The 13,138-nt window shown below is 35.0% G+C and carries 13 protein-coding genes; 7 read left to right on the plus strand and 6 right to left on the minus strand.

The window, feature by feature from the left end; all coding sequences use genetic code 11:
* Positions 1-109 precede the first annotated feature (109 nt).
* The gene (locus AOG55_RS04675; protein WP_055040967.1) at positions 110-2,134 is read left to right on the plus strand and encodes an ABC transporter substrate-binding protein; all 2,025 of its coding nucleotides are present in this window, start codon (positions 110-112) and stop codon (positions 2,132-2,134) included.
* A gap of 341 nt (positions 2,135-2,475) precedes the next feature.
* On the opposite strand, the gene AOG55_RS04680 is transcribed toward AOG55_RS04675, so the two are convergent.
* Positions 2,476-2,961, minus strand: a complete 486-nt coding sequence (locus AOG55_RS04680; RefSeq protein ID WP_084779406.1) for a hemerythrin domain-containing protein — start codon at positions 2,959-2,961, stop codon at positions 2,476-2,478.
* A gap of 441 nt (positions 2,962-3,402) precedes the next feature.
* On the opposite strand from AOG55_RS04680, the gene AOG55_RS09315 reads away from it, so the two are divergent.
* Complete coding sequence (locus AOG55_RS09315) at positions 3,403-3,540, plus strand: hypothetical protein (protein WP_156318755.1); 138 nt, start codon at positions 3,403-3,405, stop codon at positions 3,538-3,540.
* Between the two features lie 178 nt (positions 3,541-3,718).
* On the plus strand, positions 3,719-4,636 hold the full coding sequence (locus AOG55_RS04685) for an acetamidase/formamidase family protein (RefSeq protein ID WP_055040964.1): 918 nt from the start codon (positions 3,719-3,721) through the stop codon (positions 4,634-4,636).
* A gap of 16 nt (positions 4,637-4,652) precedes the next feature.
* Here AOG55_RS04685 and AOG55_RS04690 read toward each other — a convergent pair whose 3' ends face one another.
* Both AOG55_RS04690 and AOG55_RS04695 read right to left on the minus strand, forming a co-directional pair.
* Positions 4,653-5,735 (minus strand): cytochrome P450, encoded by a 1,083-nt coding sequence (locus AOG55_RS04690; protein ID WP_055032379.1) that lies wholly within the window; start codon positions 5,733-5,735, stop codon positions 4,653-4,655.
* 98 nt (positions 5,736-5,833) lie between these two features.
* Positions 5,834-6,610 (minus strand): DODA-type extradiol aromatic ring-opening family dioxygenase, encoded by a 777-nt coding sequence (locus tag AOG55_RS04695; protein WP_052656867.1) that lies wholly within the window; start codon positions 6,608-6,610, stop codon positions 5,834-5,836.
* 101 nt (positions 6,611-6,711) lie between these two features.
* Between AOG55_RS04695 and AOG55_RS04700 the strand changes: the two genes are divergently transcribed.
* The 4 genes from AOG55_RS04700 (at position 6,712) to AOG55_RS04710 (ending at position 10,032) form a co-directional block, all read left to right on the plus strand.
* The gene (locus AOG55_RS04700; RefSeq protein ID WP_048102347.1) at positions 6,712-7,941 is read left to right on the plus strand and encodes an MFS transporter; all 1,230 of its coding nucleotides are present in this window, start codon (positions 6,712-6,714) and stop codon (positions 7,939-7,941) included.
* Position 7,942: 1 nt separating this feature from the next.
* Complete coding sequence (locus AOG55_RS04705; protein ID WP_236688975.1) at positions 7,943-8,785, plus strand: MFS transporter; 843 nt, start codon at positions 7,943-7,945, stop codon at positions 8,783-8,785.
* A gap of 2 nt (positions 8,786-8,787) precedes the next feature.
* Positions 8,788-9,174, plus strand: coding sequence for an MFS transporter (locus tag AOG55_RS09655; RefSeq protein WP_175266918.1), 387 nt, complete (start codon positions 8,788-8,790; stop codon positions 9,172-9,174).
* A gap of 186 nt (positions 9,175-9,360) precedes the next feature.
* Positions 9,361-10,032, plus strand: coding sequence for a TenA family transcriptional regulator (locus AOG55_RS04710; RefSeq protein ID WP_055040965.1), 672 nt, complete (start codon positions 9,361-9,363; stop codon positions 10,030-10,032).
* A 2-nt stretch (positions 10,033-10,034) separates the two neighbouring features.
* On the opposite strand, the gene AOG55_RS04715 is transcribed toward AOG55_RS04710, so the two are convergent.
* The 3 genes from AOG55_RS04715 to hppD are packed head-to-tail and all read right to left on the minus strand — an operon-like array spanning position 10,035 to position 13,134.
* Positions 10,035-11,174 carry a homogentisate 1,2-dioxygenase gene (locus AOG55_RS04715; RefSeq protein WP_048102345.1) on the minus strand — a complete coding sequence of 380 codons (1,140 nt, stop codon included), beginning with the start codon at positions 11,172-11,174 and terminating at the stop codon, positions 10,035-10,037.
* A complete protein-coding gene (locus AOG55_RS04720) occupies positions 11,174-12,052 on the minus strand; it encodes a fumarylacetoacetate hydrolase family protein (RefSeq protein WP_048102344.1) in 879 nt (292 codons plus the stop codon). The genes AOG55_RS04715 and AOG55_RS04720 overlap by 1 nt, the downstream gene beginning before the upstream one ends.
* A complete protein-coding gene (gene hppD, locus AOG55_RS04725) occupies positions 12,049-13,134 on the minus strand; it encodes a 4-hydroxyphenylpyruvate dioxygenase (RefSeq protein WP_055040966.1) in 1,086 nt (361 codons plus the stop codon). Before hppD ends, AOG55_RS04720 begins: the two co-directional genes overlap by 4 nt.
* Between the last annotated feature and the right edge of the window lie 4 nt (positions 13,135-13,138).

Below are 13,138 nucleotides of genomic sequence, written 5' to 3' on the forward strand. Positions count from 1 at the left end.
AATTTGTAAATAAACTAAAACTCTATATGATTATTTTTTAAAAAAAGTTTAAATATGATTGACAGGGTATTGTTAAAAAAGTTTATATACAATTTAGAATTTTATGCTTATGAAGAAAGGTTTGAAGATAGCTATTGCGATTGTTGTAGTGGTGGTGGTTGTTGCTGTATCTTTTTTGGCTTTATACCATCCGCCTGAGGTTTTTACAGATACATCCCAAAGGGCAGCACCGGAACAGCTTGATCCTGCTACAGGTTTTTTCACAACCAACGGACCGTTATTTGCGGCCCTTTTTAATGGACTTGTTGAATTTAACGGTAGCTCAACAAGCGTTGTCCCTGTTTTAGCCAGCAGTTACACAGTACATAATGACCAGAATTATACATTTACATTAAGACCATATGCAAAATTCAGTAACGGTCAGGCCCTAAATGCCACATCAGTCTGGTTTTCATTTGAGAGAGGTATAATCATGGGCCAGGGTCCATATGTGTCTGATTACCCAGGAATATTATTTAACTCAACAGTTTATTCATACTCGGGGATCGCAATTCCAAATGGAACATTGCAGGCACTTGAGCATGCTGGATATAAAATTCCAGATAATGCTAAATATAATAATAGTGGCACAATTTTAACAGATCAGCCAAATTACACAGTTGCTGCAATGGATCTTGACAACATTTTATCAAATTTCAATTATAACCATACAGAAATGGAGGTTATGGAATACCCGTACCAGGCATTGGTTGTGAATAATACATATAATTTTACAATCAATACCATGGTTCCATACTCATATCTGCTACAGGATATAGCAGGATGGTGGGGAGACATAGTTGAACCAAGCGATGTTGATGCCCATGGTGGTGTGACATATAACACGCCTAACTCATACCTTGATGCGAATGGCGTTATAGGCTCAGGGCCATACATAATATCAAGCGTTGGTAAGGGATTATCAACAATAGTGCTTAAGGCTAACCCCAACTACTGGGTTGTTGGCCACACATCCCAGGTCCCATCCATAGCCCAGCCAGCACATATAAAAACAGTAGTAATAAAATACGGATTAACGCATGCAGACAGGCTTGAGGACTTTGATAGGGGAATATCACAAATATCGACAATAGGCCCAACATCATTCAAGCAGATGATAAACGGATTTTACAATAAATCAGAGAGAACATCAGCGCTAGTGCATAGCTATCCTACTGTCGGTACATTTTACATATCAATGAATATGCAGGATAAGTACACAAGCAATCTTCATTTCAGAGAGGCACTGTACAATGCATTAAATTACTCGGCAATGCTTGCCATTTATAAAAATAATTACAATGGCACACCTGAAGCATATGAGGAACTTGGTCCACTATCTCCAATATATGGATCCCAATTCTACAATCCAAATAATTTTCCGCTTCCCGCACAGAATTTAACTGCTGCAGAGCAAAATATAAGTGCGGCAGGCAAGGCCATGGGCTTCTATGTGACATTGCCAAACGGTACCAGACTTGGAGACACGTCGGGATCAGATTTATCCTCACATACATTTACAATAACAGGAATTTCTCCATTCAATGCCGTAGAAACATCTGAAATAACTGTTGCAATAGACTCATTTAAGTTAATAGGTCTAACCTTCAACAGCGCAGGAGTTACAGAATCCACTGTGAACTCATGGACAAACGCTTCTGCAACACCACAATTTGTGTTTCTGGGATGGCTGCCAGATTATCCAGATCCAATAGGACAGCAGCTTATACCTGTATATGATGCAAGCGAGGGTGGCGCCTTTGGTGGAAATGATGCATGGGTAGATAATGGAACCCTCCAGTCTTACTTTACCTATCTTGACTTCGTAAATCATACCGATCAGGTTAATTTAATGCCAGCAGTGCAAAAAGTAGTATATGATCAGTTCGCCTACATGTGGACACCAATGCCAAACGATGTGTTCTTTGTATCACCATTAGTAAAGGGATTCGTATTTAATTCAATTACATCCGCCTACTTCTATAACCTTATGACATTAACAGGCAAATTAATAGCACCACCAGTGCTGTTAACACTGTATCCTGTATTTGAAAACTTTATGGCAACAATAGAATACATGGTACCAAAATTTTAAATTTTTTTAAAGGATATTTTTATTTTTATTAATTTTTATAAAATAGAAATAATGTGGCGTAAATAATTATATTATATATTCTATATTTATTTTATCAACTTCGTGGTTCATAATATCTATTTTGCCCGTTATTTAACGATTATTTCATTATTAACATTGAAATTTATATTTACATAAATGTGGAGCAACGATGAATATTAGAACCATATATATTTGAACGCTAAACGGTTATAAAAATGGAAGGCCATCAGCATCTGACTTTGATTTAACCCAATAAAATACCATGTAATTAAATGATATTAAATGTTTAAACAATTAAATAATGCCATGATTATTTAAGTTTAAATAAATATGTATTTTAGCATTTTTTCTGATATTCCAGTTTCTTTAATATAATTGTTTATATCATTTGATTCTATTATTTCATGGGCATTTTTCATAGCTGTATTTCTGCCATCATTATCTATATTTCTCCAGTAAGGAAAAACATCACTCTCTTCAAGGGAATTATGATCCTTTAGTGTCTTATAAAATAGGGGCAATCTTACACTGAATAGTGGGTCGTCATTAACTTTCCATTTATACAAATTATTGAATAATGTTTCTATTAACTTGTGATCTGCTATAAGCCTGTCAATAAGTTTTGATATTTCCTTATTATTTTCCTTTAATAATGGGAATACTATGCTTTCCTCTATATTCACATGAATATTCAGAAGAAATTTATTAAAATCAATAAGTTCTGCAGCAGTATTCTGGAGCAAATTATTATCTGCTATTATCCTTATGCTGGAATGATCAACCATCAGCAACTCTGCCAGATCCATTATAATGAATCATATAGACATTATATGAATTTTCTGTTTTATCAAAAATCACATTGCATTTCTATCTTAATGACTTTAGTCCAGATATTATTATAAGCTTAGAAATATATAATTAATTTCATTATAATATTTTAAATATGCATCAAACCATTTTCATCTCCTATTAATACATCCCGCATATTTTTATATATAAGCCTGCATATAACTGATTTATCACGAACGCCCTAAAGATAACATCTGTACACTTACTTATGGTTTTGAATCCCTGAAAAGACAACAAATTAGGATTGGAACATTCACACGCCAAATCCCGTTAGTATCCTTGAGATTATTATTTCTATTCCAGTATAAGCGTATTCCTTGATTATCATGAAGATAGAAAATAACAGCACTTATATTAAAACAGTGAATTTTTACGGATTTGTTAAATAAAAACAAAAAATGAGGATAAAAATAGAAATGCCAATCATAGCCACCCACAGGCAGTCCCATATGGTAGCTTTTGGCCTCCCCATGATTATAATTGTGGTTGAGGCAAATGTACATGCATTAAAATCAGATGCCAAATCAGTAAGATAAGCCATAATAAAAATGATAATCAGGCCGGTCATCTTGTTTATTGCCATTTCCAGTGGGATTTTAATTCATCTTGATGACATCTATCAATATAATTAATTTGTTACACAATACTAAAGCATTTATATTTAATTATAAATTTTATTAAAAAAAATTATATTGTATTTTTCTATTATAAACAATGAAGGTTGTGGATGGTCATAAAATGGAGAATATACATTTTAAGTGGACTAAAAATTTGAAGCCCATAGAATATATAGATTCTAATGAGACGTTTAGAATAAAAATACCGGATTCCTCAACAGACCAGATTAAAGAATATTTCACAGATGATGATGCCAAAAATATAGATGCTACAATGCTTGATGCCGCAGTCGGTCCATTTTTTGTAAACAATGCCGAACCAGGGGATACATTAAAGGTAACAATAAATAACTTAGAGACCGGTAATTTTGGCTGGTCCCAGACACTGCATAATTTCGGCCTTCTTTCAGAGGAATTTTCAGATGAATTAATAATATGGGAAATAAGGAACAATAAAATTAGAAGCAGAAGAAAAAATTTTCTTGAAAATATGTCTTTCGATGCAAGACCCTTTTTGGGCATAATAGGTACTGCACCACAATCTGGTGAGTTTCCCATGATTCCCCCGCAGAGTTTTGGAGGCAATATGGACAACAGGCATTTAAAAAAAGGTTCTGTACTTTATTTGCCAGTGAATGTATCTGGGGCATTAATATCATTTGCTGATCCACATGCGCTGCAGGGGGATGGAGAGGTAACCGGAACAGCGGTGGAAACTTCCTGTGAGGCTGAAATTACAGTAGAGGTTATAAAAAATACAAAAACAGATTATCCAAGAATAGTTAATTACGAAAATGATAACATTTCGGGGAAATTTGTAAATACAATGGGTATAAATAATAACATATATGAGGCCGCAAAAATAGCCGTCAGGGAGATGATAAAATATCTGGAAAACAGGGGATTTAAAAGGGATGAGGCATACATACTATGCAGCATTATAGGCAATTTAAAAATATCAGAGATTGTGGATGTTCCAAACTTTGTGGTTACATTGTCCATGCCGGAATTATAAAATTTAATTTATATAACTATCCAAAAAACATTTTTTGATATCCATAAACCATTGGATTTTCTAAAAGTATTGATTTTTTATTATCTATCCTTATTTTTTTATAATTCTCAAGAAAATCATTTAATGCTATATCAGCCTCCAACCTTGCCAGTGGGGCGCCAATGCACATATGCGGCCCCCTGCCAAAGGCAATATGTTCGTTTCTGTCCCTTAAAATAAATTCGTCGGGTTTATCAAATATGTTTTCATCCCTGTTTGCAGATCCCAGGAATACAGATATTCTCTGGCCTTTGTTGATATGAATACCATTAATGTCTGTATCATCAATGGCAAATCTATGCGGTAAAAACTGGATTGGTGAGTAATATCTTAAGGTTTCCTCTATAAAATCATGTATGTTTCTTTCAGTGTTTAGGTTATTAATAATATCCTCATTGTCTGATAAAGCCTTAAGCATGTTTGTTATTAAATTTGTTGTGGTCTCATTTCCACCTATTATTAATAACATAATATAACCTATTTTCTCATTTAGATCAAGATTCCTGTTATTTACATTTGCGGTGCTTATAACGGACATAATGCCATTTTCAGGATTTTGTGAAAATAGCCCCGACAGTTTTTCAATCATATAATTATTAATGGCAGCAAAATTGTCATCTCTTTTATTGCCTATGATGTAATCAGACCATTCCTTAAATTTTTCCCTATCATTTTTTGGTATTCCCAATAAATTGGAGATAACCCTAACAGGTAATTCCACGGCATAATCCTTTACTATATCGGAATTAAATTGAAGGTTTTTAATAAGTTCATTGGATATATCTGTTATATCCTGCCTCATTTCATTAATTTTTGATGTCATAAAGTATGGTGCGATTATGTTTCTGTATTCCTTATGTTCTGGATTGTCCATGTTTATGAAGCTGAGGCCGCCATTTCCTCCAAAATATTTTGAATTGGAAGAAAATATATCATCATGCATTAAAACATACTTGCAGGCATCATAGGTGTATAACTCCCAGCAATGTTTCTCATTATTGTATATTATTCCACCATTATTCCGTGCATTTTTATAATGCTCAAAATTTTCATCGTACATAATAAACCAATTCAAAATATACAGTTTAAATGTTTTGTTTATATTGAATTAAATATTTATTTTTAAATTAATGATATAGCATGATATTAAAATTTTTCTTACACTATTCCATGTCCAAGGAGCATGCCAAAATATTTTTCAACGTAATAATAGTCCATTGTTACATGCATTCCAGAACTCTTTAAAAATCCATTAAGTATGACCATGTTCCAGTAACTGTCAGTTTTCGCCTCAATTATAACGCCCTCATCTATATTTTCAATACCATTTAATGAACCTGATTGAAAAAATTCCCTAATTTTTTTATCATATACACTGGAATAATCAGAGTATCCGTATGGTCCAAGGCTGCTATGTGTATGTGCCTGGTCTGCACTGAATATGACGCTTATTTTTTTATCCATGCTGTTAACGGTATTCCATATGCTTCTGCCAAGGCGCATTAATTTAGCCCGGTCAGTTATTCTTGGCTGGCCTATTATGCTTATCCTTTTATTCTTAAAAAATGTTAATGGAATTATTGTTCCAAAATCCTCTGGAAATACAGATAATGGCCCGGAAGATGTGCCAAAATTAATTGTGATCATTTCCTTTCCAAATTCCGCAGCTATGTTTCTGACAACCTCCTTGTCTGTTTTATGATCGCTAACCAGAGTTTTTGTTTTTGTTGAATACTCGCCATGCAGGTTTTCAGTGTTTATAATTGGAATACCACTGGAAAGTGTAACACCATGCGGAGTTAATATAATCAATGAATCTGAATTATCATCCTCTGTTATTTCTTTTATTTTATTATGAAGCTCGGCACTCTCATCATTGGGCATGTCAATTATTTCATCGCCGTGTGGTATGACATAAAGTCTTTCGAGAACCATAAATTTGCATGGCTAAATCACTTATAAAGATAATCATGCAGTTTAAAAGTACTATTTAACTAAACAAATAAATAATATACTAATAAATAATATACAATGATATGTTTTCAGATTCTCCTGAGGAGGTCAATAAATCGTTTAAGTATCTTATTATTTCCATGGCTACCAGGAGCTCGGCATTAATATTTGTGACCCTGGCACTGCCGCTTTATCTCCATTTTTTGGATTTCTCGGCTGTGTTTATTGGCCTCCTTTACATTCCAATTACATTATTTAATGTATTTTTAACATTAATACTTGGCAGGCTTGGGGATAAAATTGGTTATTCAAGAATACTGTTTTTGGGTGAGGTATTTCCGGTTGCCGGCATGCTATTAATGGCAGTGTCAGCAAACATCTATTTTATTGCCACCGGTGCAATCATAGCCGGTATAACAGGCGGCGCCGGGGGCATGCGCGGTGCATTTTCACCGGGAATGACAGCGTTTGTTGCAAATAATTATGGTGCTGAAAATGACAGGGTTGGAAAACTTTCGCTTCTGCTGGCCACAGCATCTGCCTTTTCAATATTTGGTGGTTTATTTTTAGGTTCCTATGCATTTATAAAAAATATAACAGGAACCATAATGTTTTACCGCATATTCTTTTTTATTTCATTTATCCTTGTGTTTATATCATTGATATCACTATCAAGATTAAAAGAATATAGAAGGCCTAAAAAAACAACAAGGGTTATGAAGAAACAGAGCCTTAGATATTTAATAAGAATTATGCTGCCAAACAGCATCAATGCTGCAGCCATAGGGATTTCAATGCCGCTGCTACCGCTTCTGTTTGAACTCAAATACCATGTTGACCCAAGCATTATAGGTTATCTTTATACATTCGCATATGTTGTAACCGCTCTTGGTTCATATATATCAGGAAAATACATTAATGGAATGTTCGATTCATTAAAAATAGCATCAATAGCACACATACTTCAGGGGGCACTTTTCATAATTATAGCATTTACACCCTTATTCTTCCTTGCAGGTGTAATTTACATTTTTAGAATGGGCATTGCCGGCGTTGGGTCTCCAATGAGGGGAGCAATAAATGTAAGAGGAATAGACCGTGAGGATTACGGGACATCAACCGCCATACAGGGGATTTCAGGCAGGGCATCACAGCTTACAAGCGGTGCGTCAGGATATCTTATGGATTTGAATTTTGCATTTCCACTTTTAATTGGTGGTTCATTGCAGGCCCTTGGCGGGGTGCTTTATTACACATTAATAAAATCATGGAATCCGGGCAAGCATGATCAGGCCGGGAAGGCGAAGGCATGATATGGATAAAATAGATAAAAGGGTGTGGTACCTTGGATTTACACGCCTGATACGGGCATCTGGCAGGGTCTCAACATTTATTTTTCTGCCACTTATATTTGTATTCATATATCGTATATCATTTCTGGTAACAGGACTTGTTCTTGGCATTGCAATATTAATTATGTCGGTGGTACAGTATTATTCAGGGATACTTACAGACCGTATTGGCAGGAGAATTTTTCTTATATTAATACCGTTGCCTGCGGGTTTATTATACATTGCCATGTATTTTACCGTGCTCTACAGGATGCCTGCACTGCTTCTTATTTTACTATTTTATTTTACAATATTAATCAATGCATTGCAGTATCCCGCAATACAGGCCTCAATTGCGGATGTAACATCTCTGGGCCAGAGGCTTTCAGGTTACACTGTTATAAGGGTTCTGGCAAATGCAGGTGCGGCCATAGGACCAATACTTGGGGCCATTCTTTCTGTATATGGATTCCAGTACATATTCCTTCTTGCTGGAATCAGCACTTTTATTGAAATTATTATACTTTATTTCAATGTAAGGGAAACATACTTCCCGTCAAAATCACAGTACCTAACAAAATTAGATATAAAGCTTGCATATAAGGATAGATTTTTCATAATCTTCACTGTAATAGGAATAATCATGGCATTTGTTTTAAGGCAGAGTGGTGCATCGCTAACACTCTACGCATTTGACTTTGAGCGTCTGCCAATACTATATCTTGCCTATATTTATTCACTCAATGGAATACTTGCTGTAACTCTGCAGTATCCTGTATTTAAAATTATGAACAAATCATCCAATCCGGTGTTTTTAGGTCCATAGGCATGGTTTTTTACTTCTCAGGATTTATTGTTCTAATGTTTTCAAAGGACATAACATATTTTCTTATATCCATGGGTATAATGACAATAGGAGAGGACTTTGTTGCACCCACCACACAGACAATAATTACATCCATTGCCCCACAGAACATGAAGGGAACCTATATGGGCATTTATAATCTATTCATAAGCTTTGGGTCATTTTCAGGGGCAGTTATTGGCCTTTATCTGCTATCATACTATGAAAACAGGACCGCGTTATTCTGGTTCATAATTGCCATGGGCAGCCTTGTGGTGCGCATGCTCTATTTCATTATAAACGGCTCATTTTTAAGAAGGATGAATGCTGATGCACATATAAAAATCCATGAAAGGACTGCTGCAAAATAAAATATTATCCTGACCTGAGAAAATCCTAAATAAATGGCATAAATAATATATTAAAAAATTTTTATTCAATAAATAGTAAATATTATCAATATTATATGTTCTATATTTAAGCATAGCGTAATATATAAAAAATTATTATATGTTCAATACATAATTTTTAAATATTATATTTGGATAAATTAAATTATGCAGGCTACAGATTTTTATATTGAAATAAAAAATAGGGTGAAAAACCATGCCGCAACGAATAATGATTTCATAAACCGATTTTCACAGGGGATGATATCGGATAATGAATTCATACGGTTTTCAATAGAATTTTATCACTTTACACGGGAATGGCCGGAGATTTTGAGCACATTGCTTGTTAATACACAGAAGGAGGAGGATGCATACGAGCTTACAAGGATCCTTGTATCAGAGCTTGGAGATGATAATCCTGATCACAGGCATGAGCTTTTATACCGCAGGTATTTGAGGTCAATAGATTTAAATCCAGAGGAACTTGTGAGAAGGAAAAAGCTCAAAACAACTGAGGAATGGCTCAATGGAATGCGCAGGGCATTTTCATCAGATTACGCAACCGCCCTTGGTGCTGAATTTGGGCTTGAGAACATGGCAATACCAATGTGGGATAAGCTTCTTCCCGGTTTAAGGATAATGAAGGATAAAAAATATAAAAATATGGATATGTTATATTTTACATTTCACAGAGAGATAGAATCAAAGCATGAGGATGCAACACAGAATATCATAGGGATACATGGAAGGGACGAAAAGGATAAATTTATTGAGGGTGCAGATTATATATTAAACCTGGAGGAAAAATTCTGGCTGGGATTATCAGATAAAAAATAAATTTATTTTTTCCATGATAAATAATAATCCTTTTCCTCATTTTTCAATGTTAATTCTGTTGCATAAAGCTCTTTATATGTTTCAACCATGATTGCGACCTCATCCGTGCCCTTCTGGCAAATACTTTTTTCAAGCAGCCCCGGCTGTGGTCCATGGATCATGCCATGAACATGGAGTGTTATGGATCCGGTCTCTATGCCCCTTCTGCTCATAAAATTTCCGGATGAGTAAAATATTATCTCATCAGAATTTATATTATTATGATAATACGGTATTGGTATGGATTTTTCATGGAAATCAAATGGCCTGGGCAGAAATGATCCAACCATGAAATTATCGGATTCAAAGGTTTCATGGACAGGCGGTGGCATATGCAGTTTTCCAACAATCGGTGCCATTTTATCTATATTCAATGTAAATGGATACAAATATCCGTCCCAGCCTGCAACATCAAATAAAGGATAGAACCTTTTTATATTCATATAATAATCCCCGTAGTCAACCTTAACATTGTATTCGGATACTCCTGTCTCAGGTGCAATGAATTCCGGTACATTAAAATCACGGTCATAGTATGGATATCCCTCCTTAATCTGGCCGTATTCATTCAAATACCTATGTGGTATTTTTATATGAGTTTTTGATACAATAAAGAAGAAATATGAATTCTCGCTGATATTAATTTTATATGTTGTTCCCCTTGGTATAAATATAAAGTCCCCCTTTCTATACTTATTTCTTCCAAATATGGAAATTATTTCACCTGAACCATTATGCACAAAGAATAATTCGTCCGCAACCGCATTCCTGAAATAGTAATCAGCATTTTTTTCTGGCCTTATTATTCCAATGGAAATCTCATCATTTAAAAATAGTACCATTCTGCCATAAAAGAAATCAGAATACTCCTTAAATTTCATTGTTTTTATGTGCCTGTGCATGCTCTCATTTATTTTTATGAATTCTTTTTTATCCTCCCTTGAAATGGATTCTGCCTCTGCAGGGTCATATAAATGGTATAATAATGAATATTCTCCATCAAATGCCTTCAAACCAAAGAGCTCCTCCCTTAGCAGTTTATCCCTGCCTGTATAAGTATGCCTTGATTCTGGCATTTCACCATGTCTAATATAGTAAACCATCAGACCACCCTGTTTGTAAGTATGCCAAGGTCATCAGACCTCATTGTTACAGTATCCCCCTTCCTTAAATATTCAGTGCCAAGTTCAAGAATGCATCCGGTGTTAAATGTACCGCTGCCTATTATATCCCCAGGCAGCAATGGCACATCCTCTGATGCACGTTCAATCATGTCACAGAAGCTGAAATATATCTCATTCAAATTCCCTGAGGAATATAGTTTATCATTTACATACGTTTCCATTTTCAGATTTATTTTATTATTTTTATCCCTCTTAGACAATATCTCATCGGATGTGACGAAATACCTGCCAAATGATGTTGCATAATCCTTTCCCTTGGCGGGGCCAAGAAGCACCTTCATTTCCTCCCTCTGTATATCCCTGAGGCTCCAGTCATTCATTATCATAAAACCATAAACCGACTTAATGCACTCACTTCCATGGCAGTTTATGGTTCTTCTGCCTATTACAGCCGCAACCTCCATTTCATAATCAAACATTTTTGATTTTTCAGGATATTTTATATCGCAGTCAGATGGATATATATTTGGTGTGCATGAAAAGTAGAAAACCGGAAATTTATACCACTCATCTATCATATTTAATCCCTTGTTTTTTCTTGCATTTTTGACATGGCCCTCGAATGAATAAAAATCCCTGACCGATCTTATGTATGGCACCGGTATTTTATACTCTATATTGCCATGTACTGATGAATCATCATCCGGTTTCAGTTTGAGAATTTTATCGTACAGTTCAAAAAAATTATTTTCAATATATTCTGTTGATTCATTTAATAATATGGATAAATCGTATATTTTATTGTTATATATGCATATTTTATCCTCATTGTTTATTTTGGCCCTGAATATTTTCACAGGTTCCCCCTCCTTGCCTGCTCCCTCTCTATGGCCTCAAACAGTGCCTTAAAATTTCCTGCACCAAATGATCTTGCACCCTTCCTTTCTATGATCTCAAAAAACAGTGTTGGCCTGTCAGTAAGCGGCTTTGTGAATATCTGCAATAAATATCCATATTCATCCCTGTCAACAAGGATATTAAGGTCTCTCAGTGCATTTATATCCTCATAAATGTTCTTAACGCGGTCATTCAATGAATTATAATATGAATCAGGGGTTTCAAGAAACTCTATACCATTATTCCTCATCATTTTAACGGTTTCTATTATATTGTCTGTTTTCAGCGCTATATGCTGGACACCCTCAGATCTGTAGTAATCGAGGTATTCCTCTATCTGTGATTTTTTTAATCCCCTTGCAGGCTCGTTTATTGGAAAGGTTATATTATCATTATACCTCACAACCTTTGATCTTAAGGCAGAATAATCTGTCCTTATGTCCCTGTCATCAAAAGTTATCAATTGTTTAAAATCCATGGATTTTATATAATAATTTACCCAGCGGTCCATCTCACCCTCGTAAACGTTGCCGACCACATGGTCTATACCTTTCACACCAGTGTTTTTTTCATTATCATACACCTGATTAAAGCCCGGAAAAACACCTGCATAATCACCACGCTCTATTAATGTATGCACAGTATCACCATATGTTTTTATGCATGCCTCCCTGATCTTCCCGTTACCATCATTTATGCTTCTTATTTCAGAAACTTTAACATTTCTGGATTCAAGCTTTTTCTTTGTAAAATCCAGGTCCTCAACTGTCAGGGCAATATCCCTGACACCATCACCGTGTAAATTTACTGACCTGTTAATTTCAGTATCCGGGTCCATTGATGAGGTAAAAATTATATTTATGTCACCCTGTTTTAAATAATATGATATTCTATCCCTGATTCCGGTCTCCGGCCCTGAGTAACCGGCTAAATTAAATCCCATGTCCTTTCTTAAAAAATATGACCAGGTTTTTGCGCTGCTTACGTAAAACTCAATATGGTCTATTCCCTTAAACAATTCATACTCCTCCTGTTCATACATAATA

The organism is Acidiplasma cupricumulans, assembly GCF_001402935.1.
Taxonomy (GTDB): domain Archaea; phylum Thermoplasmatota; class Thermoplasmata; order Thermoplasmatales; family Thermoplasmataceae; genus Acidiplasma; species Acidiplasma aeolicum.

What these genes read in the sequence shown, in the direction of transcription:
- AOG55_RS04685 (WP_055040964.1), top strand. Translation starts at nt 3,719, where the DNA reads ATGAAGGTTGTGGATGGTCATAAAATGGAGAATATACATTTTAAGTGG.
- AOG55_RS04700 (WP_048102347.1), top strand. Translation starts at nt 6,712, where the DNA reads ATGTTTTCAGATTCTCCTGAGGAGGTCAATAAATCGTTTAAGTATCTT.
- AOG55_RS09655 (WP_175266918.1), top strand. Translation starts at nt 8,788, where the DNA reads ATGGTTTTTTACTTCTCAGGATTTATTGTTCTAATGTTTTCAAAGGAC.
- AOG55_RS09315 (WP_156318755.1), top strand. Translation starts at nt 3,403, where the DNA reads ATGAGGATAAAAATAGAAATGCCAATCATAGCCACCCACAGGCAGTCC.
- AOG55_RS04710 (WP_055040965.1), top strand. Translation starts at nt 9,361, where the DNA reads ATGCAGGCTACAGATTTTTATATTGAAATAAAAAATAGGGTGAAAAAC.
- AOG55_RS04695 (WP_052656867.1), bottom strand. Translation starts at nt 6,610, where the DNA reads ATGGTTCTCGAAAGACTTTATGTCATACCACACGGCGATGAAATAATT.
- AOG55_RS04675 (WP_055040967.1), top strand. Translation starts at nt 110, where the DNA reads ATGAAGAAAGGTTTGAAGATAGCTATTGCGATTGTTGTAGTGGTGGTG.
- AOG55_RS04690 (WP_055032379.1), bottom strand. Translation starts at nt 5,735, where the DNA reads ATGTACGATGAAAATTTTGAGCATTATAAAAATGCACGGAATAATGGT.
- AOG55_RS04705 (WP_236688975.1), top strand. Translation starts at nt 7,943, where the DNA reads ATGGATAAAATAGATAAAAGGGTGTGGTACCTTGGATTTACACGCCTG.
- hppD (WP_055040966.1), bottom strand. Translation starts at nt 13,134, where the DNA reads ATGTATGAACAGGAGGAGTATGAATTGTTTAAGGGAATAGACCATATT.
- AOG55_RS04715 (WP_048102345.1), bottom strand. Translation starts at nt 11,174, where the DNA reads ATGGTTTACTATATTAGACATGGTGAAATGCCAGAATCAAGGCATACT.
- AOG55_RS04680 (WP_084779406.1), bottom strand. Translation starts at nt 2,961, where the DNA reads ATGGATCTGGCAGAGTTGCTGATGGTTGATCATTCCAGCATAAGGATA.